Source organism: Pseudomonas sp. S35 (assembly GCF_009866765.1).
In the GTDB taxonomy this organism is placed as follows: Bacteria; Pseudomonadota; Gammaproteobacteria; order Pseudomonadales; family Pseudomonadaceae; genus Aquipseudomonas.
Map to the genome: position 1 here is coordinate 1,520,383 of NZ_CP019431.1, position 23,970 is coordinate 1,544,352.

Annotated in this window: 19 protein-coding genes; 11 read left to right on the top strand and 8 right to left on the bottom strand. The window is 59.9% G+C overall.

What is annotated here, in order from left to right; all coding sequences use genetic code 11:
• Positions 1-217 precede the first annotated feature (217 nt).
• The gene (locus PspS35_RS06805; protein WP_159933279.1) at positions 218-2,809 is read right to left on the bottom strand and encodes a glycosyltransferase; all 2,592 of its coding nucleotides are present in this window, start codon (positions 2,807-2,809) and stop codon (positions 218-220) included.
• A 211-nt stretch (positions 2,810-3,020) separates the two neighbouring features.
• On the opposite strand from PspS35_RS06805, the gene tcdA reads away from it, so the two are divergent.
• Entirely contained in the window at positions 3,021-3,836 is an 816-nt protein-coding gene (tcdA, locus tag PspS35_RS06810; RefSeq protein WP_159933280.1) for a tRNA cyclic N6-threonylcarbamoyladenosine(37) synthase TcdA, read from the top strand.
• Between the two features lie 28 nt (positions 3,837-3,864).
• Here the strand turns inward: tcdA and PspS35_RS06815 are convergent, their stop codons facing one another.
• The 4 genes from PspS35_RS06815 to PspS35_RS06830 all read right to left on the bottom strand — a co-directional run bounded on the left by PspS35_RS06815 (position 3,865) and on the right by PspS35_RS06830 (position 6,980).
• Positions 3,865-4,278 (bottom strand): SufE family protein, encoded by a 414-nt coding sequence (locus PspS35_RS06815; RefSeq protein ID WP_159933281.1) that lies wholly within the window; start codon positions 4,276-4,278, stop codon positions 3,865-3,867.
• Positions 4,275-5,480, bottom strand: a complete 1,206-nt coding sequence (locus PspS35_RS06820; protein ID WP_159933282.1) for a cysteine desulfurase — start codon at positions 5,478-5,480, stop codon at positions 4,275-4,277. The genes PspS35_RS06815 and PspS35_RS06820 overlap by 4 nt, the downstream gene beginning before the upstream one ends.
• 70 nt (positions 5,481-5,550) lie before the next feature.
• Positions 5,551-6,585, bottom strand: a complete 1,035-nt coding sequence (gene dapD / locus PspS35_RS06825; protein WP_159933283.1) for a 2,3,4,5-tetrahydropyridine-2,6-dicarboxylate N-succinyltransferase — start codon at positions 6,583-6,585, stop codon at positions 5,551-5,553.
• 32 nt (positions 6,586-6,617) lie between these two features.
• Positions 6,618-6,980 (bottom strand): ArsC family reductase, encoded by a 363-nt coding sequence (locus PspS35_RS06830; protein ID WP_099583364.1) that lies wholly within the window; start codon positions 6,978-6,980, stop codon positions 6,618-6,620.
• A 201-nt stretch (positions 6,981-7,181) separates the two neighbouring features.
• On the opposite strand from PspS35_RS06830, the gene PspS35_RS06835 reads away from it, so the two are divergent.
• The gene (locus PspS35_RS06835; protein ID WP_159933284.1) at positions 7,182-8,825 is read left to right on the top strand and encodes a Na+/H+ antiporter; all 1,644 of its coding nucleotides are present in this window, start codon (positions 7,182-7,184) and stop codon (positions 8,823-8,825) included.
• A 9-nt stretch (positions 8,826-8,834) separates the two neighbouring features.
• On the opposite strand, the gene dapC is transcribed toward PspS35_RS06835, so the two are convergent.
• From dapC to map, 3 genes are all read right to left on the bottom strand, one after another.
• Positions 8,835-10,034, bottom strand: a complete 1,200-nt coding sequence (gene dapC, locus PspS35_RS06840) for a succinyldiaminopimelate transaminase (protein WP_159933285.1) — start codon at positions 10,032-10,034, stop codon at positions 8,835-8,837.
• A gap of 40 nt (positions 10,035-10,074) precedes the next feature.
• The gene (locus PspS35_RS06845) at positions 10,075-12,777 is read right to left on the bottom strand and encodes a [protein-PII] uridylyltransferase (RefSeq protein WP_159933286.1); all 2,703 of its coding nucleotides are present in this window, start codon (positions 12,775-12,777) and stop codon (positions 10,075-10,077) included.
• Positions 12,778-12,841: 64 nt separating this feature from the next.
• Positions 12,842-13,624, bottom strand: a complete 783-nt coding sequence (gene map, locus PspS35_RS06850; RefSeq protein WP_012722594.1) for a type I methionyl aminopeptidase — start codon at positions 13,622-13,624, stop codon at positions 12,842-12,844.
• A gap of 387 nt (positions 13,625-14,011) precedes the next feature.
• Between map and rpsB the strand changes: the two genes are divergently transcribed.
• From rpsB to bamA, 9 genes are all read left to right on the top strand, one after another.
• The gene (rpsB, locus tag PspS35_RS06855) at positions 14,012-14,749 is read left to right on the top strand and encodes a 30S ribosomal protein S2 (RefSeq protein WP_003189158.1); all 738 of its coding nucleotides are present in this window, start codon (positions 14,012-14,014) and stop codon (positions 14,747-14,749) included.
• Positions 14,750-14,941: 192 nt separating this feature from the next.
• Positions 14,942-15,805 (top strand): translation elongation factor Ts, encoded by an 864-nt coding sequence (gene tsf, locus PspS35_RS06860; protein ID WP_099583358.1) that lies wholly within the window; start codon positions 14,942-14,944, stop codon positions 15,803-15,805.
• 211 nt (positions 15,806-16,016) lie between these two features.
• Positions 16,017-16,760, top strand: coding sequence for a UMP kinase (gene pyrH / locus PspS35_RS06865; RefSeq protein ID WP_003189161.1), 744 nt, complete (start codon positions 16,017-16,019; stop codon positions 16,758-16,760).
• Complete coding sequence (gene frr, locus PspS35_RS06870) at positions 16,757-17,314, top strand: ribosome recycling factor (RefSeq protein ID WP_159933287.1); 558 nt, start codon at positions 16,757-16,759, stop codon at positions 17,312-17,314. The genes pyrH and frr overlap by 4 nt, the downstream gene beginning before the upstream one ends.
• 17 nt (positions 17,315-17,331) lie before the next feature.
• The gene (uppS, locus tag PspS35_RS06875) at positions 17,332-18,087 is read left to right on the top strand and encodes a polyprenyl diphosphate synthase (RefSeq protein WP_159933288.1); all 756 of its coding nucleotides are present in this window, start codon (positions 17,332-17,334) and stop codon (positions 18,085-18,087) included.
• A complete protein-coding gene (locus PspS35_RS06880; RefSeq protein ID WP_159933289.1) occupies positions 18,088-18,897 on the top strand; it encodes a phosphatidate cytidylyltransferase in 810 nt (269 codons plus the stop codon).
• The gene (ispC, locus tag PspS35_RS06885; RefSeq protein WP_159933290.1) at positions 18,894-20,084 is read left to right on the top strand and encodes a 1-deoxy-D-xylulose-5-phosphate reductoisomerase; all 1,191 of its coding nucleotides are present in this window, start codon (positions 18,894-18,896) and stop codon (positions 20,082-20,084) included. The genes PspS35_RS06880 and ispC overlap by 4 nt, the downstream gene beginning before the upstream one ends.
• Positions 20,085-20,137: 53 nt before the next feature.
• Complete coding sequence (gene rseP / locus PspS35_RS06890) at positions 20,138-21,490, top strand: sigma E protease regulator RseP (RefSeq protein WP_159933291.1); 1,353 nt, start codon at positions 20,138-20,140, stop codon at positions 21,488-21,490.
• Between the two features lie 74 nt (positions 21,491-21,564).
• Complete coding sequence (bamA, locus tag PspS35_RS06895) at positions 21,565-23,952, top strand: outer membrane protein assembly factor BamA (RefSeq protein WP_159933292.1); 2,388 nt, start codon at positions 21,565-21,567, stop codon at positions 23,950-23,952.
• Positions 23,953-23,970 lie beyond the last annotated feature (18 nt).

Consider the following 23,970-nt stretch of genomic DNA (forward strand, 5'->3'; position numbering starts at 1 on the left):
CAGGACGAATGTGCTGAAACGGCGCAGATTCAATGTGGGAGGGGGCTTGCCCCCGATGGCGGTGTATCAGCAACTCATTAGCTGACTGACACGCTGCTATCGGGGGCAAGCCCCCTCCCACATAAGGCAATCGGTGCTGGCCTGATCCAACAAAACGGCCGTTATCTTATAGCAAAACGGCGACCAGAGGCCGCCGTTTAGTGCATTGCGCAAGTTTTTACGCCGCAGGCGCAGGCTCAGGCGCGGCTGCCGGTTTGGGCAGCGACGACAGGAACGCCATGATCAGCGCCGCCACATACGGCAGCGACTGCACCAGCAGCATCACCACCCAGAAGCGGATGTCGTTGCTCGGCAGGCCCTGTACCAGGAAGATTCCCAGCGCTGCGCCCCACAACAGCAGCATGATGAACATCTCTTCGCGGGCTTCGGAAATCGCGACCCAGAAGCCGTGGTTATCCGCGTTTTTCGGTGTACGAAAGAACGGAATGCTGGTGGTGAAAAAACCGTACAGCACCGCCTTGGCGATGGTGTGCGACAACGCCAGACCTGCCAGGGCCGCGCAGAACGCGTCCTTGAGGTTTACGCCAACGGCACGACGGTACAAGAAGATGATCTTGCCCACCTTGAACACGAACAGCGCCAGCGGCGGGATCGCGAAAATCAACAGCGGCGGGTCGACCCGCGTCGGCACGATGATCATCGCCGCCGACCACAACAGCGCGCCGACGGTGAAGAAGATGTTCATGCCGTCCGCCACCCACGGCAACCAGCCCGCGAGGAAGTGGTAGCGCTGGCCACGGGTCAGCTCGGTGTCCTTGCCGCGCAGCAGGCTGGCAGTGTGGCGCTTGATGATCTGGATCGCGCCGTAGGCCCAGCGGAAACGCTGCTTCTTGAAGTCGATAAACGTATCGGGCATCAGGCCCTTGCCGTAGCTGTCGTGGTAATACGCCGCTGACAGACCTTTCTCGAACACCCGCAGGCCCAGTTCGGCGTCTTCGCAGATGCACCAGTCGGCCCAGCCGAGTTCTTCGAGCACCGAGCGACGGGTCATGGTCATGGTGCCGTGCTGGATGATCGCGTCGCGGTCGTTGCGGGTGACCATGCCGATATGGAAGAAGCCTTTGTATTCCGCATAGCAGAGCTTCTTGAACGTGCTTTCGTTCTGGTCGCGGTAATCCTGGGGCGACTGCACCACGGCGATTTTCGGGTCGGCGAAGTGCGGCACCATGTGCTTGAGCCAGTTAGGCGACACGCAGTAGTCCGAGTCGATCACCGCGATCACTTCGGCATCCTTGGCGGTATGCGGGATCAGGTAGTTCAGCGCGCCGCCCTTGAAACCGGCCAGGGGCGCGACGTGGAAGAACTTGAAGCGCGGGCCGAGGGTTTCGCAGTAGTCGCGCACCGGTTCCCATACCGCGGGGTCTTTGGTGTTGTTGTCGATGATCAGGACTTCGTAGTCCGGGTAATCGAGGGCAGCCAGCGCGTCGAGGGTCTGTTTGACCATATCAGGCGGCTCGTTGTAGCACGGCACGTGGATCGACACTTTGGGGCGGTAGTGCGAATCCCCTTCAACCGGTAGGAATTCACGGCGACGCTTGTGGGTCCAGACTGCTTCCGCCAGTTCGTGGGCTTCGGTCAGCAACACGATAAACACGCCGAGGGCGCCAAGCGCCAAGAGGATACCCACGGTGACACTGAACCAGGTGCTGTATTGCTGGCTGTAGTCGTAGCCGATCCACACCAGTACCGAGCCGCACAGGAACGCGATAAAGGTCAGGAAGGTCCGGCCACGCTGGCGCAGGGCCGAGCCGTCGATCATCAGCAGGGTCAGGGACAGCAGTGCCAGCACCACCGAGCCGATGGCCAGCACGCGCCATTGCGGGATGGCGACCACAGGGCCTTCAAAGTTGAATTTCTGCTGGCGCGCGGCGTTGAACACGCCCCAATAGGCGCCCGCCGAGCCTTCGTCGCTGACTTTCCACGGCTGGTCGAAAGCCTCGATCACAAAGTAGTTGTAGCCCTGGCGATTGAGCTTGTTCACCAATGTACGCAGGTAAATCGCCTGGTCCGCCGGGGAGGTTTCATTACCCCCGCGCATACGTCCGTTGCTCGGCCAGCCAACTTCCGACAGCAGCAGCGGCTTTTTCGGGAACAGTTTTTTCAGATCCTTGGCCCGGTCGAGTACGTACTGGCCAGCCTTGTCCATCGGGATGTATTCCCAGAACGGCAGGATGTGCGCGGCGATCAGGTCGACGTGCTTGGCCAGTTGCGGGTTCTTTTCCCAGATGTGCCATTGCTCGGAGGTGGTCACCGGTACTTTTACCGCGCCACGCACCCGGTCCAGCAGCACGATCAGTGCCTCTGGGGTGATTTCTTCGCGGAACAGCGCTTCGTTGCCGACCACCACGCGCACAACACTGCGCGAGCTGTTGGCGATCTCGATGGCGCGCTGGATTTCTCGCTCGTTACGCTCCAGGTCCGGGCTGATCCAGATCCCCAGCGTGACGCGCAGGCCGAATTCTTCCGCCAGCTTGGGGATATCCCCCAGGGTGCCGTCGACCGAGTAGGTACGGATGTTGTCCGTCAGCTTGCTCATGATCGCAAGGTCTTGACGCATCTGTTCGTCGGTGGGGTACTGGTCTTTCTGTGGGAACTGGCCTTGCTGGAACGGCGAGTAGGAAAAACCGGAGATTTGCTCAGGCCAGTTGGGAGCAGTGACCGGGCGGTTGATCAGCGCCCAGAAACCGGTGAAGAGCGCGGCAATTGCCAGCACGATCACCAGGTTGAGTCCAAATTTACGCGATGCCATGGTTATGTCGGGTTCCAAAGGGTGTGGAACGAAAAGAGGTGTCGGCCTGCACCGAACGGCGCGCATCCTACACCGGCCTTTCCCTGAGCGTACAGCAGACAGAGAAAAGCCGGACGTTAGTCAGCGAAAGGTCATCTAAGTTCTTTACTTGTAGCTTGTCGCTTCGAACTTGTCGCTCGGTAGTCCATAATGCGCGCCGGTTTTTGGGGTAATGGTCATGAGTACAGAAGATCCGCGGTTTGCAGGCGTCGCCCGCTTGTATGGCATAGAAGGCCTGGAACGCTTGAAAGCGGCCCATGTGGCGATCGTCGGCGTCGGCGGCGTGGGTTCCTGGGCGGCGGAAGCCATCGCCCGTTGCGGGGTAGGCGAGATTTCGCTGTTTGACCTGGATGACGTCTGCGTCAGCAACAGCAACCGCCAACTGCACGCATTGGATAGCACCGTGGGCAAGCCCAAGGTCGAGGTAATGGCCGAACGCCTGCGCAGCATCAACCCCGATTGCACCGTGCACGCGGTGGCGGATTTCGTAACCCGTGACACTATGGCCGAATACATCACGCCGAACATCGATTGCGTGATCGATTGCATCGACGCTGTGAACGCCAAGGCGGCGCTGATTGCCTGGTGCAAGCGTCGCAAGATCCAGATCATCACCACCGGCGGCGCTGGAGGCCAGATCGACCCGACGTTGATCCAGGTGTGCGACCTGAACCGCACCTTCAACGATCCGCTGGCCTCGAAGGTGCGCTCCACCCTGCGCCGTGACTACGGCTTCTCCCGCACCGTGACCCGCCATTACAGCGTGCCGTGCGTGTTTTCCACCGAGCAGCTGCGTTATCCCAAGCCGGACGGTAGCATCTGTTTGCAGAAGAGTTTTGTGGGGGATGGCGTGAAGTTGGACTGCGCCGGTGGGTTTGGCGCGGTGATTATGGTGACGGCCACGTTCGGTATGGTGGCGGCGACCAAGGCGGTGGACAAGATTGTGGCCGGGGTGCGCAGGCCTTCGGAGCGGGTCAAGCCCGCCTAGATCTTACTGTCGCACCGACCCTCTCCCATTAGTTTTGTGTATGGCTCAGGTGGCGCATGCGCTGCAAGACTGCATTCAAGCCATTGCTGCGCGATGGCGACAGTTGGCGGGAAAGCCCAAGTTGATTAAACCAGTCGGGCAGGTCGACCGCCTGCAACTGCGCCGCCGACAACCCATTGACCCGCGCCAGCAGCAACGCCACCAACCCGCGAATCATCCGCGCATCGCTGCTCGCGGCAAACTGCCAATGACCGTCCTGCAAACGCCCCACCAACCACACCAGGCTTTCGCAGCCTTGGACCAGGTTGGCGTCGACCTTCTCGTCATCGGCTAAAACCGGCAGTCGTTCGCCCCATTGCATCAGCATCCGCGCACGCTGCTCCCAACTACCTACGGCCTGAAACGCTTCCAGCGCGGCGGCTGCATCTACCGGCAAGCTCATCGCAACATATCCAATGCCTGGTCCAGCGCGTCAAAGAAGCGCTCCAGGTCATCCGAATCGTTGTACAGCGCCAGGGACACGCGGATCGCCCCCGACAGCTGCATCGCCTTGAGCAGCGGCATTGCGCAATGATGGCCGGCGCGTACGGCAATGCCTTGCTCGGTCAGCAGGTGCGCAAGGTCAGCGTTATGCACGCCCTCGACCACAAAGCTGACCAGCGCCACCTGCGGCGCGCCCAGCACGTGCACGCCATTGCGCGCCTTCAGGCCGCGCAGCAGGTAGTCATGCAGGGCCGCTTCATGGGCGATGACCGCTTGCTGATCCAGCGAGCTCAGGTAGTCCAGGCTGGCGCCCAGACCAATCACGCTGGCAATCGGTGGCGTGCCGGCCTCAAAGCCCAGCGGTGCCGGGCGGAAGCTCGCGCTGTGGTAGTCGGCCTGCTGCACCATCTCACCGCCGAACTGCCAGTGGCGCAGGTGATGCAGGGCTTCGTTGCGGCCGTAGAGCACGCCGACGCCGTCCGGGCCGTAGAGCTTGTGGCTGGAGAAAACATAGAAATCGCAACCCAACGCTTGCACGTCGTGGCGACCGTGGACAATGCCCTGGGCACCGTCGATCACGGTGAGGGCGCCGTGTGGCTGGGCCAAAGCCAGTAAGGCGTGCAGCGGTTGCCAGGCGCCAAGCACGTTGGACAGCTGGCTCACCGCCAGCAGGCGCGTACGGGGGCCGATCAACTCGGCGGCGGCGCGCAGGTCGATCACGCCGTCGTCACCGAGTGGCAATACCAGCAGTGTGAGCGCGCGACGTTTGGCCAGTTGCTGCCACGGCAGCAGGTTGGCGTGGTGTTCCAGGGCGCTGATGACAATCTCATCGCCCGCATTGAATAAGTGCTCAAGGCCATACGCCAAGAGGTTCAGCGCTGAGGTCGCGCCATGAGTAAAGACTATTTGCCCGGTGTTGCCTGCATTCAACCACTGCGCAACCTTGCTGCGACTGTCCTCGAAGGCTTGGGTCGCATGGGCGCCCGGTAAATGCTGGGCACGGTGCACATTCGCTGCGCCATTGGCGTAGTAATGGCTGATGGCATCCAACAGGGCCTGGGGTTTTTGCGTGGTGGCGGCGTTGTCCAGATAAGTCTGGTCTTGCCGTTGCAGGGTGGCGATGGCCGGAAAATCGGCGCGCCAGGGGGAGGGCACAAGCATGGTGGTCAAGACTCGTATAAGCGAGCCGCGCCCCGGAAGGCGCAGCCCGCTAGTGGCATCGAGTGGCTGCTTAGTTGTGAGCGTGCAGCGCTTCGTTCAGTTCGATGGCCGATTTGTGGGTTTTGCACTCCACGGCACCGGTCTCGGAGTTGCGGCGGAACAGCAGGTCCGGCTGGCCGGCCAGTTCGCGTGCCTTGACCACCTTGACCAGTTGGTTCTGCTCATCCAGCAGCGCGACTTTGGTCCCGGCGGTGACGTACAGGCCCGATTCCACGGTGTTGCGGTCGCCCAACGGGATACCGATACCGGCGTTCGCGCCGATCAGGCAGCCTTCGCCGACCTTGATCACGATGTTGCCGCCGCCCGACAGGGTGCCCATGGTTGAGCAACCGCCGCCCAGGTCCGAGCCCTTGCCGACGAACACACCAGCCGACACGCGGCCTTCGATCATGCCCGGGCCTTCGGTACCGGCGTTGAAGTTGACGAAACCTTCGTGCATGACGGTGGTGCCTTCGCCCACGTAGGCGCCCAGGCGCAGGCGGGCGGCGTCAGCGATACGCACGCCGGCCGGGACCACGTAGTCGGTCATTTTCGGGAACTTGTCCACCGAGAACACTTCCAGCAGGTCGCCACGCAGGCGCGCTTCCAGTTGGCGTTCGGCCAGTTCGCTGATGTCGATCGCGCCCTGGCTGGTCCAGGCCACGTTCGGCAACTGCGGGAACACACCGGCCAGGCTCAGGCCGTGCGGCTTGACCAGGCGATGGGACAGCAGGTGCAGCTTGAGGTAGGCCTCGGGGGTGGAGGTCAGCGCGGCGTCTTCGGCCAGCAGGGTGGCCACCAGCGGTGTGTGGCTTTCCGCCAGGCGGCTCAGCAGCGCAGCCTGGACGGTGTCGACACCTTTAAGGGCGTCAGCCAGTTGCAGCGCTTGGCCCACGGTGAAGGTGATGGCCTGGTTGCCTTCGGTGTACCCGAGGATCGGCGCGATGGCCGCGACGATTTCAGCCGATGGGTTGAGCAGCGGTTGTGCGTAAAACACTTCCAGCCAAGCACCTTGGCGGTTCTGAGTGCCGACGCCGAAGCCCAGGCTGAACAGGGAATTGGACATGCTGTTACCTCTACAAAAATGGAAGGGCTGGCCTACTTGAGGGCCGCCGAATAACTATCTGGCTTGAAGCCAATCAGGGTTCTGTCACCGAGATCAAGCACCGGGCGCTTGATCATCGAAGGTTGCGCGAGCATCAATTCAATGGCTTTCGACTGATCGAGATCGGCTTTGCGTTCGTCTTCGAGTTTGCGAAAGGTGGTGCCCGCACGGTTCAAAACCACCTGCCAACCGTGCTCGTCGCACCATTGGGTCAAGTGTTCGCGGTCGATACCGGCCGTTTTGTAGTCGTGGAACTCATAGCTCACCGCGTGCTCATCGAGCCAGGTGCGCGCCTTTTTCATGGTGTCGCAAGCTTTGATGCCGAAAAGGTGCAACGTTTTGCTTGAAGCGGTCAAGGAATTGCCCCCTTTTAGGATGCTCAAAACGAAAGGTCCGGGATTATGCCACGACCAGCGGGTTTGGGTGCCGGTCGTCCTGCGCTGTGCGACTTTTGTGCAAAAGCCAGCGCGTAACATAGCCGGTTAATATGGCACTTCAACGGCCAGTTGTTGCCTGATGTGTGTCGTTGCAAGTCGATTGTCCGGGAAACCCGCTTTATGCAAACCGCCTACACCGTTCTTATCCTGCTGATGCTGGTCAGCGTTTCGCGTCTGGTCGGGCGTGTTATCCCTTTGCCATTACCCCTGGTGCAGATTGCCGCCGGTGCCTTGCTGGCCTGGCCGACGCTGGGGCTGCATGTAGCACTGGACCCGGAGCTGTTCCTGTTTCTGTTCCTGCCACCGCTGCTGTTCTCCGACGGCTGGCGCATGCCCAAGCGTGAATTGTGGCGCCTGCGTGGGCCGATCCTGACGCTTGCCGTGGGGCTTGTGCTGTTCACGGTGGTCGGTGCCGGTTACTTCATTCATTGGATTTTACCTACGATCCCGTTGCCGGTGGCCTTCGCCCTGGCGGCCGTGTTGTCGCCGACGGATGCCGTGGCGGTGTCGGCCATTTCCCAGAACCGCTTGCCTACGCCGTTGATGCATATGCTCCAGGGCGAAGCCTTGATGAACGATGCGTCGGGCCTGGTGACCTTCAAGTTTGCCTTGGCTGCTGCGTTGACCGGCGTGTTCTCCCTGGCCGATGCCAGCCTGACCTTTGTGTTGGTCGCCGTCGGTGGCCTGGCGGTCGGTGTGGCGTTGAGTTGGCTGGTCGGCCGCTTGCGCGCATGGATGATCGCAAGGGGCTGGGACGATCCGGCGACCCACGTGGTGTTCATGTTGCTGCTGCCGTTTGCGGCCTATGTGCTGGCTGAGCGCTTGGGGGCTTCAGGGATTTTGTCGGCGGTTGCGGCGGGGATGATGCAAAGCTGGCTAGACCTGTTGCCACGCCAGACCAGTACGCGCTTGCTCAATCGCAGCGTGTGGTCGTTGCTGGAGTTTGCCTTCAACGGCTTGATCTTCCTGCTGCTGGGCCTGCAACTGCCGGACATCATCAAGGCTGTGGTGAGCCATGAGGTGACGTTGTGGCCAACGCTGTTCTATCGCTGCCTGGACGTGGTCGCGATTTTCCTGGTGTTGGTGGTGCTGCGTTTTATCTGGGTGCAGAGCATCTGGAGGCTGTCGGGGTTATTGCGTCGCGTGCGTGGGAAAAGCGCGCTGACGCTGGTGCCGACCGCCCGATCCTGCTGGCTGCTGACGGTCGGTGGCGTGCGCGGTGCAGTGACCCTGGCCGGTGTGATGTCGGTGCCTTTGCTGCTGGCGCCAGGCAAGGATTTCCCCGAGCGCGACCTGCTGATCTTTATTGCCGCCGGGGTGATCCTGCTGTCACTGGTGGCCGCCTGTATCGCCTTGCCGCTGCTGTTGCGCGGCATCGAAAAGAGCCCCGATGAAAAACGCCACAAGGAAGTGCGCGAGGCATGGAAAAAGACCGCCGTGGCAGCGATTCACGCGCTGGAAACGGATGAGCCTGCTGAGTCAGAAAGCGCCGACGCCGCCCAGGCGGCACTGGCCACTGAGCTCAAGGCGCGGCTGATGTCGGAATATCGTCATCAGTTGGAGGTGTTCAACGATTCCGCTGAAGCCCAGGCGCTGGCGCTGCAGATGGACTTGCTTGAGCGAAAACTGCGGCTCAAGGCCCTGCGTGCGCAACGGTTGGAGTTGTACAGCCTGAGCCGTCATCACCAGATCGGTGATGACGTTTTGAGGGAGGTGTTGGCGGAATTGGATATGAGTGAGGCGAACCTGGGTCAGGTGAAATGACCCGGTTGCTTACCGACGACGCTGAATGAAATCGCGCATCCGCTGGGCCGCTTCCACGCACTCGGCCAGCGGCGCAACCAGCGCCAGCCGCACACGGCCGGCCCCTGGGTTAAAGCCATCGACTTCTCGCGACAGGTACGAGCCGGGCACCACGGTTACGTGTTCTTCCACGAATAGATCGCGGCAGAACGCGGCATCGTCGCCGTTCACATTCGGCCACAAGTAGAAGCCGCCGTCCGGGCTTTGCACATCCAGCACCGGTTTGAGGATCGCCAGCACGGCGTCGAACTTCTCGCGGTACAGGTCGCGGTTGGCCAGCACGTGGGCTTCGTCCTGCCAGGCGGCGATGCTGGCCAGTTGGGTTTGTACCGGCATCGCGCAGCCGTGGTAGGTGCGGTACAGCAGGAAGGCCTTGAGGATTTCCGCATCGCCGGCCACAAAACCGGAGCGCAGGCCCGGCAAATTCGAGCGTTTGGACAGGCTGTGGAATACCACGCAACGCTTGAAGTCTTGGCGGCCCAGTTCGACACAGGCACTCAACAGGCCCGGCGGCGGGGTTTGTTCGTCGAAGTACAGCTCGCTGTAGCACTCATCGGCGGCGATGACGAAGTCGTATTCGTCGGCCAGGGCGATCAGTTTTTTCAGGGTGTCGACCGGGATCAACGCGCCGGTCGGGTTGCCGGGGGAGCACAGGAACAGGATCTGGCAGCGTTTCCAGATGTCCGGCGTCACGGCGTCGAAGTCCGGGTTGAAGCCGTTCTCGTCCAGGCACGGCAGGTAGTGCGGCTTGGCGCCGGCCAGGAACGCGGCGCCTTCGTAGATCTGGTAGAACGGGTTCGGGCTCACCACCAGGGCATCGTCGCCACGGTTGACCACGGTCTGGGTAAAAGCGAACAGCGCCTCGCGGGTGCCATTGACTGGCAGGATGTTGCGCGCCGGGTCGAGCCAGCCCTTGGGCACGTTGAAACGGCGTTCGCACCAGGCGCCGATGGCCTCGCGCAGGGCCGGGATGCCCAGTGTGGAGGGGTACACCGCCATCTGGTCGAGGTTGTTGCTCAGTGCCTCGGCCACGAAGGTCGGCGATTTGTGCTTGGGTTCGCCGATGGACAGCGCGATCGGGCGTTTGTCCGGGTTCGGCGTGACGCTGCCCAGCAGGGCGCGCAGTTTCTCGAACGGGTAGGGCTGCAGCTGGTTCAGGGCGTTGTTCATCGGTGGATCTCGTGCAAGGCGTTGAAAACTGGGATGAGGTTCAAATCGTCAGGCGTGTGAGCTCGACGCCGGGCTCCTGGGTCACGCTCAGCTGCTGCACGATCGCCGCCTGCAAGCGCAGGCACAGCTCTGGGTCGGACAGCGGCTGGTTGTCGGCATCGGTGAGGAAGAACACGTCTTCCACGCGCTCACCGAGGGTTGCGATCTTGGCGTTCTGCAATGACAGGTCGAACTCCAGGAAGATCCCGCCGATCCGTGCCAGCAAGCCTGGGCGGTCCGGCGCGCTGAGTTCCAGCACCGTTACCGGGCGCTGCGCATCGTTGGAGATGGTCACCTGGGGCGCAAAGGCGAAATGCTTGAGCTGGCGCGGCACCCTGCGCTGGATGATCGTCGGGTAGTCGTCGGGGTTGCGCAGGGCTTCGGTGAGGCCTTCACGGATCTTTTTCACCCGCGCCGGGTTGTCGCCGATGGACTCGCCTTCGGTGTCGAGCACGATGTAGGTGTCGAGGGTGAACTGGCTGCTGGAGGTGATCACCCGTGCATCGTGGATGTTCAGGTTGAGCTGGTCCATGGCGGCCACGGTCACGGCGAAGAAGTCGTGCTGGTCGGGTGCGTAGATGAAAATCTGCGTGCCGCCCTCGAATTCGCGCTGGGTGGTTTCCTTGATCAGCACCAGCGGGCCGCCATCGGCGGGCTGTTGCAGGATCGCGTCGGTGTGCCAGGCCACATCGCCGGCGGTATGGCGCAAAAAGTAATCGTCGCCCAGTTGCGACCACAGTTGCTCGACGTCGTCCGGGTCGTTGCCGCCGCGTACGAGGATATCCAGCGCCGCGCTTTGGGTGCGGCGGATCTGCTCTTCGCGGTCCACTGGGTTTTCCAGGCCACGGCGCAGGGCGCGCTTGGTCTCGGTGTACAGCTGGCGCAGCAGGCTGGCGCGCCAGGAGTTCCACAGGGTTGGGTTGGTGGCGTTGATGTCCGAGACGGTCAGCACGTACAGGTAGTCCAGGCGTGTTTCATCGCCGACCGCCTGTGCAAAATCGTGGATTACCTGTGGGTCGGACAGGTCCTTGCGCTGGGCCGTGGTCGACATCACCAGGTGGTTCTGTACCAGCCAGACGATCAGGCGGCTGTCCCACTGCGGCAACTGGTGGCGCTGGCAGAACGCCTCGGCGTCGACCGCGCCGACCTCCGAGTGGTCGCCATGCCGGCCCTTGCCAATGTCGTGGTACAGGCCGGCCAGGTAGATCAGTTCCGGCTTGGGTAGCTTGGCCATCAGCTTACTGGCCAGCGGGAATTTCTCTGACACCTGGGTGTACTGCAGCTTACGCAGGTGCTTGATCAGGTTCAGGGTGTGAGCGTCCACGGTATAGATGTGGAACAGGTCATGTTGCATCTGCCCGACGATAAAACCGAACTCCGGCAGGTAGCGCCCGAGGATGCCATAGCGGTTCATGCGCCGCAGGTTGCGGTGGATACCGATCTTGCACTTGAACAGCTCGATAAACAGGCTGGTGTTGCGGATGTCGTTGCGAAAATCGTCGTCGATCAGGTGCCGGTTTTCCCGCAGCAGGCGGATGGTGTCGGCGCGCACGCCTTTGATTTCCGGCTGTTGGGCCATCAGCACGAAGATTTCCAGCATGGCAAACGGCGTGCGACTGAACACGTTGTCGTTGCGCGCTTCGATGTAGCCATCGTGCAGTTGGAAGCGCGAATTGATCGGCTGCGGCGGCGCTTCGTCTTCGGGGGCCAGGATCACTTCTTCAAAGTGCTGGATGATCAGGTCGCTGAGCTGGGCAATGCTCATCACCACGCGATAGTACTGCTGCATGAAGCTTTCGATGCTGGTCTTGGCGTCTTCACCTTCAAAGCCCAGCAGAGTGGCGATGGAGCGCTGGTGGTCGAACAACAGGCGGTCTTCGGCGCGCCCGGCGAGCATATGCAGGGCGTAGCGCACTTTCCAGATGAATTCCTGGGACGAGGCCAGCAGGGCGTTTTCGCTCTCTACCAAAAAACCTTCGCCGGCCAGGGCCCGCAGGTTCAGGGTGCCGTACTGGCGACGGGCGACCCACAAAATCGTCTGGATATCACGCAAGCCGCCGGGCGAACCTTTGACGTTGGGTTCCAGGTTGTATTCGGTGTCGTTGTACTTGTGGTGCCGGGCCTTCTGCTCGGCGCGTTTGGCCAGGAAGAAGTCCTTGCTTGGCCACATGTGCGCGGTGCTGGTGACTTCGAGCATGCGCTGGCGCAGGCGCTCCGGACCGCAGATGGTACGGCTTTCCATCAGGTTGGTGACGACCGTGAGGTCGGCGCGGGCCTCTTCGGCGCATTCGTCCACCGAGCGCACGCTCTGGCCGACTTCCAGGCCGATGTCCCACAGCAGCGTGAGAAAACGCTCGATGGAATCGCGAAAAATCTCATGATCGGCGCTGTCCAGCAGGATCAGCAGGTCGATGTCGGAGTAGGGGTGCAATTCGCCACGGCCGTAGCCGCCGACCGCCACCAAGGCGATATCGGCGTTTTCGCTCCAACTGAACTGTTCCCAGGCCTTTTGCAGGATGTTGTCGACGAACCAGGCGCGGTCCTCGATCAGCCGGCGGATGTCCCGGCCACTGCGAAAGCGCTCATCGAGCACCTCGCGGGCCTGGCGGATCGCCTTCTTGAAAGCCGCTATGGGGCTTGCCTTCAGGGCCAGTTCGGCCTGGAACTGGCCACGGTCGAAGAGTTCGGGATCCACCTGGGGCATCGATCGGCTTTCCTTTCTATCTGTCAGTCAGTCACAACACGCTGTGGGAAAACCTGGGCAAGCTTCAGGCCGAAACGCGTGGGATCGTGTCGTCGGCGCGCAGGGTGAAGATCTCGTAGCCGGTTTCGGTGACCAGCAGGGTGTGTTCCCACTGGGCCGAGAGCTTGCGGTCCTTGGTGATGGCGGTCCAGCCGTCGCCCAGCACCTTGGTGTCGGCCTTGCCTTGGTTGATCATCGGCTCGATGGTGAAGGTCATGCCTGCCTTGAGCTCCATGCCTGTGCCGGCGCGGCCGTAGTGCAGGATCTGCGGCTCTTCATGGAACACGGTGCCGATGCCGTGGCCGCAGAACTCGCGGACCACCGAAAAACCGTTCTTTTCGGCGTGCTTCTGGATCACTTCACCGATATCGCCCAGGCGGCAGCCGGGCTTGACGATTTCGATGGCCTTGTACATGCACTCCTGGGTGACCTGGGACAGGCGCTCGGCCCAGACTGGTACGGTGCCGACGTGGAACATGCGGCTGGTGTCGCCGAAATAGCGGTCCTTGATCACCGTGACGTCGATGTTCAGGGTGTCGCCGTCTTTCAAGGGCTTGTCGCCCGGGATCCCGTGGCAGACCACGTGGTTGACCGAGGTGCAGATCGATTTGGGGAAGCCCTTGTAGTTCAGCGGCGCAGGAATGGCGCCCTGCACGTTGACTATATAGTCGTGGCAGATCTGGTTGAGGGTTTCAGTGGTGACGCCGGGCTTGACGTGTTCGGCGATCATTTCCAGCACGTCGGCAGCCAGTTTGCCGGCGATGCGCATGCCAGCGATGTCTTCGGCGGTTTTCAAGCTAACGGTCATACAGGCTCTCTCTAGCGCGATGCGCTGAAATCAATACGGTTCACGGGCGTGCGACAAAAGGTTACATAATTCGCACAAACGCCAAAAAACGCGATTCTAACAGACACGGGCTGCAAATCATGAGCCCCTGACGATCGCTTCTCTCTATAAGGTGGGGCTATATCCGCTCTATTCAAAGGGTTGCATGTAGGTCGCGCACACCAAATGTGATTGCGGGTTTCGTTTTCGCCCTTCCTGTGGTATAAAATGCGCCGCTTTCCGGGGATGCTCCGGAGAGCTTAAATCCACACACGTGTCGACACGATGACCTGGGTGCCGGAGGCCTTGATGCCGCTGGTTGGTCATTGGGATACGTGGAGGCCAAACCCGACTTATTAAGGAACTATCATGTCCCAAGTCAACATGCGCGATATGCTGAAGGCCGGTGTGCACTTCGGTCACCAGACCCGTTACTGGAACCCGAAAATGGGTAAATACATTTTCGGCGCGCGTAACAAGATCCACATCATCAACCTTGAAAAAACCCTGCCAATGTTCAACGAAGCTCTGACTTTCGTAGAGCGCCTGGCCCAGGGCAAAAACAAGATTCTGTTCGTCGGCACCAAGCGTTCCGCTGGCAAGATCGTTGCTGAAGAAGCAGCACGTTGCGGTTCGCCGTACGTCGATCACCGCTGGTTGGGCGGCATGCTGACCAACTTCAAAACCATCCGTGCTTCCATCAAGCGTCTGCGTGACCTTGAAGTGCAAGCCGAAGACGGTACTTTCGCCAAGCTGACCAAGAAAGAAGCGCTGATGCGCTCCCGTGACCTGGAAAAGCTCGATCGTTCCCTGGGTGGTATCAAGGACATGGGCGGTCTGCCTGACGCACTGTTCGTTATCGACGTTGATCACGAGCGCATCGCGATCACCGAAGCCAACAAGCTGGGCATCCCTGTTATCGGCGTAGTCGATACCAACAGCAGCCCGGAAGGCGTTGACTACATCATCCCAGGCAACGATGACGCAATCCGCGCTATCCAGCTGTACATGGGTTCGATGGCTGACGCTGTAATCCGTGGTCGCAACCACGTTGCTGGTGGTACCGAGCAGTTCGTTGAAGAAGCTCCGGTAGCCGCAGCTGAGTAATTGACGCCCTGGCGTTGACTCAGTAAGCAAAAAGGGGGCTTGGCCCCCTTTTTGCCACCTCGAAAACCAGTTGTAAGCAGCGCAGCTACATCATCTGTAACGTGCAGCGGCCTACAAGGGTGGTTCGGGAAGAATTGATCCCCCGTTCGATCGGGTGGAATGGTTGAAAACCTATCCAAGAGGAATTTGAAAATGGCAGCAATTACTGCAGCGTTGGTTAAAGAACTGCGTGAGCGTACCGGCGAAGGCATGATGGATTGCAAGAAAGCCCTGGAAAAGGCTGACGGCGACATCGAAAAAGCCATTGATGACATGCGTGCTTCCGGCGCTATCAAGGCTGCCAAGAAAGCAGGCAACGTAGCTGCTGAAGGCGCTATCGCTCTGAAAGAAGACGGCAAATCTGCTGTTCTGCTGGAAGTGAACTCGCAGACCGACTTCCTGGCTCTGCAGGACGACTTCAAGGCATTTGTTGCTGCCAGCGTTGAAAAAGCGTTCGCCGACAAGCTGACTGACGTCGCTCCGCTGATCGAAGCTCAAGAAGCTGCTCGCCTGGTACTGGTCGGCAAGGTTGGCGAAAACGTCAACATCCGTCGCCTGGTTCGCGTTGAAGGTGATGTTGTTGGTGGTTACCTGCACGGCAACAAGATCGGTGTTGCAGTTGTGCTCAAAGGCGGCAACGTTGAACTGGCCAAAGACATCGCTATGCACGTAGCGGCCAGCAACCCTGAGTTCCTGCTGCCTTCGGAAGTTTCTGCCGAAGCGATCGAGCGCGAAAAAGCTGTGTTCCTGCAGCTGAACGAAGAAAAAATCAAAGGCAAGCCAGAAAACATTGTTGAGAATATGGTCAAAGGCCGTATCAGCAAGTTCCTGGCCGAAGCAAGCCTGGTTGAGCAGGCGTTCGTCAAGAACCCTGAAATCAAGGTTGGCGAACTGGCTAAGAAAGCCGGTGCTGAAATCGTTTCCTTCACTTACTTCAAAGTAGGCGAAGGCATCGAGAAGCCGGTCGACAACTTCGCTGAAGAAGTTGCTGCCCAGCTGGCTGCCGCCAAGCAATAAGACAGTTTTCAACTGTCGCCCGAAAGAGGCTGCCCGCTCACGCGCGCAGCCTCTTTTCAAATGGGCAGGCCAATTTTATTTGGCTTACCCTCGGAACTGGCTTACAAAGCCGTGTTCCGATGGCGCTGTGACAGCGTCCAGCTAGAGTGAACGCAAGCCGTAAACGGCTCGCCAAGAATTTTTAAAAAATACGCCGCAGGAGAGATTCGCAATGGCTCAGCAGGGCAGTGGTTATCAGGCTCGCTATAAACGCATTCTACTCAAGCTCAGCGGCGAGGCCCTGATGGGCTCGGAAGAGTTCGGGATCGATCCCAAGGTGCTTGACCGCATGGCGCTGGAAGTCGGCCAACTGGTCGGCATCGGCGTGCAGGTCGGCCTAGTGATCGGCGGCGGCAACCTGTTCCGTGGTGCGGCATTGAGTGCTGCCGGTATGGATCGGGTCACTGGCGACCACATGGGCATGCTGGCTACTGTGATGAATGCCCTGGCCATGCGCGACGCCCTGGAGCGTGCCAATATCTCGGCTATCGTGATGTCGGCTATTTCCATGGTTGGCGTGACCGATCACTATGATCGTCGCAAAGCCATGCGCCATTTGAACTCGAAAGAAGTGGTGATCTTTGCCGCCGGTACCGGTAACCCGTTCTTTACCACTGATTCGGCGGCGTGCCTGCGCGCCATCGAGATTGATGCCGATGTGGTGCTCAAGGCCACCAAGGTCGACGGTGTGTACACTGCAGACCCATTCAAAGACCCGCATGCCGAGAAGTTCGATCATTTGACCTACGATGAAGTGCTGGATCGCAAGCTGGGTGTGATGGACCTGACGGCTATTTGCCTGTGCCGCGACCATAAGATGCCGCTGCGCGTATTTAACATGAACAAGCCCGGCGCCCTGCTGAATATCGTACACGGCGGCGCAGAAGGGACTCTGATCGAGGAAGGCCAACAATGATCAACGAAATCAAGAAAGACGCTCAAGAGCGTATGCAGAAAACCCTGGAGTCTCTGGCCCATGCATTTGGCCAGATTCGTACCGGCAAGGCACACCCAAGCATCCTGGGCAGCGTGATGGTTCCGTACTACGGCACTGACACCTCCATCACCCAGGTGGCCAACATCACCGTGAAGGACTCGCGCACCCTGCAGGTCGTGGCGTTCGAGCGCAACATGCTTGGTGCTGTCGACAAGGCCATCCAGAGCGCTGGCTTGAACCTCAACCCGACCAACCTGGGTGAGTTGCTGCTGATCTCCATGCCGGCCTTGACTGAAGAGACCCGTAAGGGCTTCACCAAGCAGGCACGCAGTGCGGCTGAAGATGCACGCGTTGCTGTACGTAATATCCGTCGCGATGCCTTGGGTGACCTGAAGAAGCTGGTCAAGGACAAGGAAATCAGCGAAGACGAAGAGCGTCGCGCCGTCGCCGATATCGATAAGCTGACCAAGGACGCCGAGGCCCAGATCACCAAGGCCACCGACGAAAAAGAAAAGGACCTGATGGCCGTATAAGGGGTCAGGACGCCTTCATGGAAAAGACCAAGCAGGCTGTACCCTCCGTGGTGCCGCGCCATGTCGCGATCATCATGGATGGGAATAATCGCTGGGCGAAAAAGCGCTTTATGCCGGGTGTTGCCGGGCATAAAGCGGGTGTCGATGCGGTACGGGCTGTGATTGAGGTGTGCGCCGAGGCAAAGGTCGAGGTGTTGACCTTGTTTGCCTTTTCCAGTGAGAACTGGCAACGGCCCGCCGAAGAAGTCAGCGCCTTGATGGACCTGTTCTTCAAGGCGTTGCGTCGTGAGGCCAAGCGTCTGAACGACAACAATATCAGCCTGCGCATCATCGGTGATCGCTCGCGCTTCCACCCGGAACTGCAGGCGGCGATGCGCGAAGCCGAGGCTATTACTGCGGGTGCCAACCGTTTTGTGCTGCAGATTGCAGCCAACTACGGCGGCCAGTGGGACATCGCCCAGGCCGCACAGCGGCTTGCCCGCGAAGTGCAGGCCGGCCATCTACGACCGGATGACATCACGCCTGATCTGTTGCAAACCTGCCTGGTAACTGGCGACCTGCCATTACCAGACTTGTGCATTCGTACAGGAGGGGAGCACCGCATCAGCAATTTCCTCTTGTGGCAGTTGGCCTACACCGAACTGTACTTCTCCGACCTGTTCTGGCCGGACTTCAAACACGATGCCATGCGCACTGCGCTGGCTGATTTCGCTTCCCGTCAGCGTCGCTTCGGTAAAACGAGCGAGCAGATCGAAGCTGGAGCCCGGGTTTAAATGCTTAAACAACGAATCATCACGGCACTGATCCTGTTGCCGATCGCCTTATGCGGTTTTTTCCTGCTGGACGGTTCCGGCTTCGCGCTGTTTATCGGCCTGGTGGTGACCCTGGGTGCCTGGGAATGGGCGCGGCTGGCAGGTTTCAGTGCGCAGTTGCCGCGCGTGGTGTATGCCGCGGTCGTGGCGGTGCTGCTGTTCCTGATGCATACCCTGTCGAGCATCATCGTGCCTTGGGTGCTGGGGGCGGCGGTATTGTGGTGGGCGCTCGCGACCTACCTGGTGCTGACCTATCCGCGTACCAGTGGCCAATGGTCCAGCGTGGCCAGCAAGTTGGTCATTGGCTTGTTGATTTTGCTGCCCGCCTGGCAAGGGTTGGTGGAGATCAAGAATTCGCCGATGGGCAACTGGCTGATCATGGCAGTGATGGTGCTGGTCTGGGGTGCCGATATCGGCGCCTACTTCTCCGGTCGGGCATTCGGTAAGCGCAAGCTGGCGCCGGCGGTCAGCCCGGGCAAGAGTTGGGAAGGTGTGTACGGCGGTCTGGCATTGACCCTGCTGATCACGTTGGTGGTCGGTGTTGTACGGGATTGGTCGGTAACGGAAATCTTCCTGGCCCTGCTGGGCACGGCCATCGTTGTGTTTATCTCGGTGGTGGGCGACCTCACTGAAAGCATGTTCAAGCGCCAGGCCGGGATCAAGGACAGCAGCAATCTGCTGCCGGGCCATGGTGGTGTGCTGGATCGTATCGACAGCCTGACTGCGGCCATCCCGATCTTCGCCGTGCTGCTGTGGATGACGGCTTCGTGAGCCGCCTGCAACAGGTAACTGTGCTAGGTGCCACTGGCTCGGTAGGGTTGAGCACGCTGGATGTGATCGCTCGCCACCCTGATCGCTATCAAGTCTTCGCTTTGACCGGGTTTACGCGTTTGAGCGAGTTGCTGGCGTTGTGCGTGCGTCATGCGCCGCGCTTTGCGGTTGTGCCCGAAGCAGTGGCGGCGCGGGGGCTGCAGGACGATCTGCGGGCTGCCGGGTTGGCCACTCAGGTGCTGGTCGGGGAGCAGGGGTTGTGCCAGGTTTCGGCTGATGCCGAAGTCGATACGGTGGTGGCGGCTATCGTCGGTGCTGCTGGCCTGCGCCCGACCTTGGCAGCTGTCGATGCTGGCAAGAAAATCCTGTTGGCCAATAAAGAAGCGCTGGTGATGTCCGGCGCGCTCTTTATGCAGGCGGTGCGCAAGAGCGGTGCCGTACTGCTGCCTCTCGACAGCGAGCACAACGCAATCTTCCAATGCATGCCTGGTGACTATGCTCGCGGCCTGAGCCAGGTTGGGGTGCGCCGGATTTTGCTGACCGCTTCCGGTGGGCCTTTCCGGCAAACTCCCTTGGAAGAACTGGAGCACGTGTCCCCGGATCAGGCATGCGCCCACCCGAACTGGTCGATGGGGCGCAAGATCTCCGTGGACTCGGCAAGCATGATGAACAAAGGCCTCGAGTTGATCGAAGCCTGCTGGTTGTTCGATGCACGACCGGAGCAGGTCGAGGTGGTGATTCACCCGCAAAGTGTGATTCATTCCCTGGTCGATTACGTGGATGGCTCGGTACTGGCCCAATTGGGCAATCCTGATATGCGTACGCCGATCGCCAATGCCCTGGCGTGGCCGGAGCGAATTGACTCCGGTGTGGCGCCGTTGGATCTGTTTGCAATTGCCCGCCTGGATTTTGAAGCGCCGGACGAGCAGCGTTTTCCTTGCCTGCGTTTGGCCCGGCAGGCGGCGGAGGCTGGTAACAGCGCGCCGGCGATGCTCAACGCGGCGAACGAAGTCGCTGTGGCGGCGTTTCTCGAACGGCGCATCCGCTTTCCGCAGATCGCGAGTATCATCGAGGACGTTCTGGGGCTTGAGCCTGTGGTGGCAGTGAATGACCTCGGGGCGGTATTTGAAGCGGATACCAAGGCGCGGACCTTGGCCGAGCAATGGTTGAGCCGCAACGCGCGTTAGTCTGTGGGCGCGATCGAGCCTTCAGGCACTGGATTGGAATGCGGAGAAATTAGATGAGTGCGCTTTACATGATTGTCGGCACCCTGGTTGCTCTGGGTGTGCTGGTCACCTTCCACGAATTCGGCCACTTCTGGGTGGCGCGTCGTTGCGGCGTCAAGGTACTGCGTTTTTCCGTAGGTTTTGGCATGCCGCTGGTTCGCTGGCACGACCGCCGTGGTACCGAGTTCGTGATTGCAGCCATCCCGCTGGGCGGCTACGTCAAAATGCTCGATGAGCGCGAAGGCGAAGTGCCGGCCGATCAGTTGGACCAATCCTTCAATCGCAAGACCGTTCGTCAGCGTATTGCCATCGTTGCCGCTGGGCCAATCGCCAACTTCCTGTTGGCGATGCTGTTCTTCTGGGTATTGGCCATGCTGGGCAGCGAGCAGATTCGTCCTGTCATCGGTGCCGTCGAGGCGGACAGCATTGCTGCCAAGGCTGGGCTGGTTGCCGGGCAAGAAATTGTTTCCATTGATGGCGAGCCCACCACGGGGTGGGGCGCGGTCAATTTGCAGTTGGTGCGTCGCCTGGGCGAAAGCGGTACGGTCAGCGTCGTGGTGCGTGAGCAGGACTCCAGTGTTGAAACTCCGCGCGCGTTGGTGCTGGATCACTGGCTCAAGGGCGCCGATGAGCCTGATCCGATCAAGTCCTTGGGTCTTCGTCCGTGGCGTCCTGCGTTGCCGCCGGTGCTTGCCGAGCTGGATCCGAAGGGGCCTGCCCAGGCTGCCGGCCTGAAAACCGGGGATCGCCTGTTGGTACTCGATGGCCAGGCGCTGGGTGAGTGGCAGCAAGTGGTCGATCTGGTGCGCGTACGCCCTGATACCAAAATTGTGCTGAAAGTTGAGCGCGACGGTGCTCAAATCGACGTCCCCGTGACTCTGGCAGTTCGTGGGGAGGCCAAGGCGGCCGGGGGTTACCTGGGGGCTGGCGTCAAGAGTCCGGAGTGGCCGCCATCGATGGTGCGCGAGGTCAGTTTCGGGCCGTTGGCGGCAATTGGCGAGGGTGCAAAACGTACCTGGACCATGAGTGTGCTGACCCTCGAATCCCTCAAGAAAATGTTGTTCGGCGAGCTCTCGGTAAAAAACTTGAGTGGACCGATAACCATTGCTAAAGTGGCGGGCGCTTCTGCCCAGTCGGGTGTCGCGGATTTCTTGAATTTCCTGGCTTATCTGAGTATTAGCCTGGGTGTTCTGAATTTGCTGCCCATTCCAGTATTGGATGGGGGGCATCTGTTGTTTTATCTGGTCGAGTGGGTGCGTGGTCGCCCCTTGTCGGATCGGGTGCAGGGTTGGGGGATACAGATCGGTATCAGTTTGGTGGTCGGGGTGATGTTGTTAGCCTTGGTCAACGATTTGGGTCGACTGTAACGCTTCGCTGAATTGCGAATCTGCCGCATTTTGCGGCAGTTTGTTTATTGCCAGTTGGAATAAGAAAGGACTTCATGAAACGTCTGCTGCTAACTGCGGTTCTCACCGTATTGATGATCGCCGAAGTTCACGCCGAGTCCTTCACCATCTCCGATATTCGCGTCAACGGCCTCCAGCGGGTTTCCGCGGGTAGCGTCTTTGGTGCCTTGCCGTTGAACGTCGGGGAACAGGCTGATGACCGTCGCCTGGTGGAATCCACTCGTGCGCTGTTCAAAACCGGGTTCTTTCAAGACATCCAACTGGGTCGCGAAGGTAACGTCCTCGTCATCACTGTCGTCGAGCGACCTTCCGTCGCCAGTATCGAGATCGAGGGCAACAAAGCGATCTCCACTGAAGACCTGATGAAGGGCCTCAAGCAATCGGGCCTGGCCGAGGGCGAGATCTTCCAGCGCGCCACACTTGAGGGTGTGCGTAACGAGCTGCAACGCCAGTACGTTGCCCAGGGTCGTTACTCTGCAACCGTGGAAACGGAAGTGGTGCCGCAGCCTCGTAACCGTGTCGGCCTCAAGGTCAACATCAACGAAGGCACAGTGGCGGCCATTCAGCACATCAACGTGGTGGGTAACACCAAGTTCGCTGATGAAGACCTGATCGACCTTTTCGAGCTCAAGACTACCAACTGGCTGTCGTTCTTCAAGAACGATGACAAATACGCTCGCGAAAAACTCTCCGGTGACCTGGAGCGTCTGCGCTCCTACTACCTGGACCGTGGCTATATCAATATGGATATCGCTTCGACCCAGGTGTCCATCACTCCGGACAAGAAGCACGTCTACATCACTGTCAACGTCAACGAAGGCGAAAAGTACAAGGTTCGTGACGTGAAACTCAGCGGCGACCTGAAAGTGCCTGAAGACCAGGTCAAGGCGTTGCTGCTGGTGCAGAAAGACCAGGTGTTCTCGCGCAAGCTGATGACTACCACGTCCGAACTGATCACCCGTCGCCTGGGTAACGAAGGCTATACCTTCGCCAACGTCAACGGCGTACCGACGCCGCACGATGATGACCACACCGTGGACATCACCTTCGTGGTCGACCCTGGCAAGCGTGCCTATGTGAACCGCATCAACTTCCGCGGTAACACCAAGTCTGCGGACGAAGTGTTGCGCCGTGAAATGCGCCAGATGGAAGGTGGCTGGGCGTCGACTTACCTGATCGACCAATCCAAGACCCGTCTCGAGCGTCTGGGCTTCTTCAAGGAAGTGAACGTTGAGACGCCGGCCGTACCGGGTGTGGATGACCAGGTTGACGTGAACTACGCGGTGGAAGAACAGGCGTCGGGCTCGATCACTGCCAGCGTCGGCTTCGCCCAGAGTGCCGGTTTGATCCTCGGCGGCTCCATCACCCAGAACAACTTCCTCGGTACGGGTAACAAGGTTTCCATCGGCCTGACCCGAAGCGAATACCAGAGCCGCTATAACTTCGGTTATGTCGACCCCTACTGGACTGCTGACGGCGTGAGCCTGGGTTACAACGCTTTCTACCGTACTACCGACTACAAAGACCTTGATGTCGACGTTGCAAGCTATGCGATCGACAGCCTCGGCGCTGGCGTGAACATCGGTTACCCGATCAGTGAGACCTCGCGTCTGACCTTCGGCCTGACTGCGCAACAGGATGAGATCAAGACTGGCGTCTACACCGTGGACGAGATTTTTGACTTCACCCGTCGTGAAGGTGACAAGTTCCTGAACTTCAAGGCGTCCGCCGGCTGGTCCGAATCGACCCTGAACAAAGGTGTGCTGGCGACCCGTGGTCATTCCCAGAGCCTGACTCTGGAAACCACCACGCCGGGTAGCGACCTGTCGTTCTTCAAGCTCGACTATCGTGGCCAGCTGTTCCAGCCATTGAGCGACAACTACACCATGCGCCTGCACACTGAATTGGGTTATGGCGATGGTTATGGTTCCACCAACGGCCTGCCGTTCTACGAGAACTACTATGCGGGTGGCTTCAACTCCGTACGTGGTTTCAAAGACAGCACCCTGGGCCCGCGCGGTACGCCGAGTCGTGGATTTTCTAAAACGGGTAACGTAGGCACTGTCGCCGACTCCGACAATGACCCGCTGCCGTTCGGTGGTAACGTGTTGATCCAGGGTGGTGCGGAAATCCTGTTCCCGCTGCCGTTCGTCAAAGATCAACGCTCGCTGCGTACGTCGGTCTTCTGGGACGTGGGTAACGTGTTCGACTCCAAGTGTGAGCAGATCACCAACCCAAGTGGCGTGAAGTCCGATACCCAGTGCAACGACGTGAGCCTCAGCAACCTGGCAAGCTCCGTCGGTGTGGGTGTGACGTGGGTGACTGCGCTTGGCCCGTTGAGCTTTGCTCTGGCCATGCCGATCAAGAAACCGGATAACGCTGAAACCCAGATTTTCCAATTCTCCCTCGGCCAGACGTTCTAAGCGTCTGACCCAAGATAA

What these genes read in the sequence shown, in the direction of transcription:
- PspS35_RS06805 (WP_159933279.1), bottom strand. Translation starts at nt 2,809, where the DNA reads ATGGCATCGCGTAAATTTGGACTCAACCTGGTGATCGTGCTGGCAATT.
- tcdA (WP_159933280.1), top strand. Translation starts at nt 3,021, where the DNA reads ATGGTCATGAGTACAGAAGATCCGCGGTTTGCAGGCGTCGCCCGCTTG.
- PspS35_RS06815 (WP_159933281.1), bottom strand. Translation starts at nt 4,278, where the DNA reads ATGAGCTTGCCGGTAGATGCAGCCGCCGCGCTGGAAGCGTTTCAGGCC.
- PspS35_RS06820 (WP_159933282.1), bottom strand. Translation starts at nt 5,480, where the DNA reads ATGCTTGTGCCCTCCCCCTGGCGCGCCGATTTTCCGGCCATCGCCACC.
- dapD (WP_159933283.1), bottom strand. Translation starts at nt 6,585, where the DNA reads ATGTCCAATTCCCTGTTCAGCCTGGGCTTCGGCGTCGGCACTCAGAAC.
- PspS35_RS06835 (WP_159933284.1), top strand. Translation starts at nt 7,182, where the DNA reads ATGCAAACCGCCTACACCGTTCTTATCCTGCTGATGCTGGTCAGCGTT.
- dapC (WP_159933285.1), bottom strand. Translation starts at nt 10,034, where the DNA reads ATGAACAACGCCCTGAACCAGCTGCAGCCCTACCCGTTCGAGAAACTG.
- PspS35_RS06845 (WP_159933286.1), bottom strand. Translation starts at nt 12,777, where the DNA reads ATGCCCCAGGTGGATCCCGAACTCTTCGACCGTGGCCAGTTCCAGGCC.
- map (WP_012722594.1), bottom strand. Translation starts at nt 13,624, where the DNA reads ATGACCGTTAGCTTGAAAACCGCCGAAGACATCGCTGGCATGCGCATC.
- rpsB (WP_003189158.1), top strand. Translation starts at nt 14,012, where the DNA reads ATGTCCCAAGTCAACATGCGCGATATGCTGAAGGCCGGTGTGCACTTC.
- tsf (WP_099583358.1), top strand. Translation starts at nt 14,942, where the DNA reads ATGGCAGCAATTACTGCAGCGTTGGTTAAAGAACTGCGTGAGCGTACC.
- pyrH (WP_003189161.1), top strand. Translation starts at nt 16,017, where the DNA reads ATGGCTCAGCAGGGCAGTGGTTATCAGGCTCGCTATAAACGCATTCTA.
- frr (WP_159933287.1), top strand. Translation starts at nt 16,757, where the DNA reads ATGATCAACGAAATCAAGAAAGACGCTCAAGAGCGTATGCAGAAAACC.
- uppS (WP_159933288.1), top strand. Translation starts at nt 17,332, where the DNA reads ATGGAAAAGACCAAGCAGGCTGTACCCTCCGTGGTGCCGCGCCATGTC.
- PspS35_RS06880 (WP_159933289.1), top strand. Translation starts at nt 18,088, where the DNA reads ATGCTTAAACAACGAATCATCACGGCACTGATCCTGTTGCCGATCGCC.
- rseP (WP_159933291.1), top strand. Translation starts at nt 20,138, where the DNA reads ATGAGTGCGCTTTACATGATTGTCGGCACCCTGGTTGCTCTGGGTGTG.
- bamA (WP_159933292.1), top strand. Translation starts at nt 21,565, where the DNA reads ATGAAACGTCTGCTGCTAACTGCGGTTCTCACCGTATTGATGATCGCC.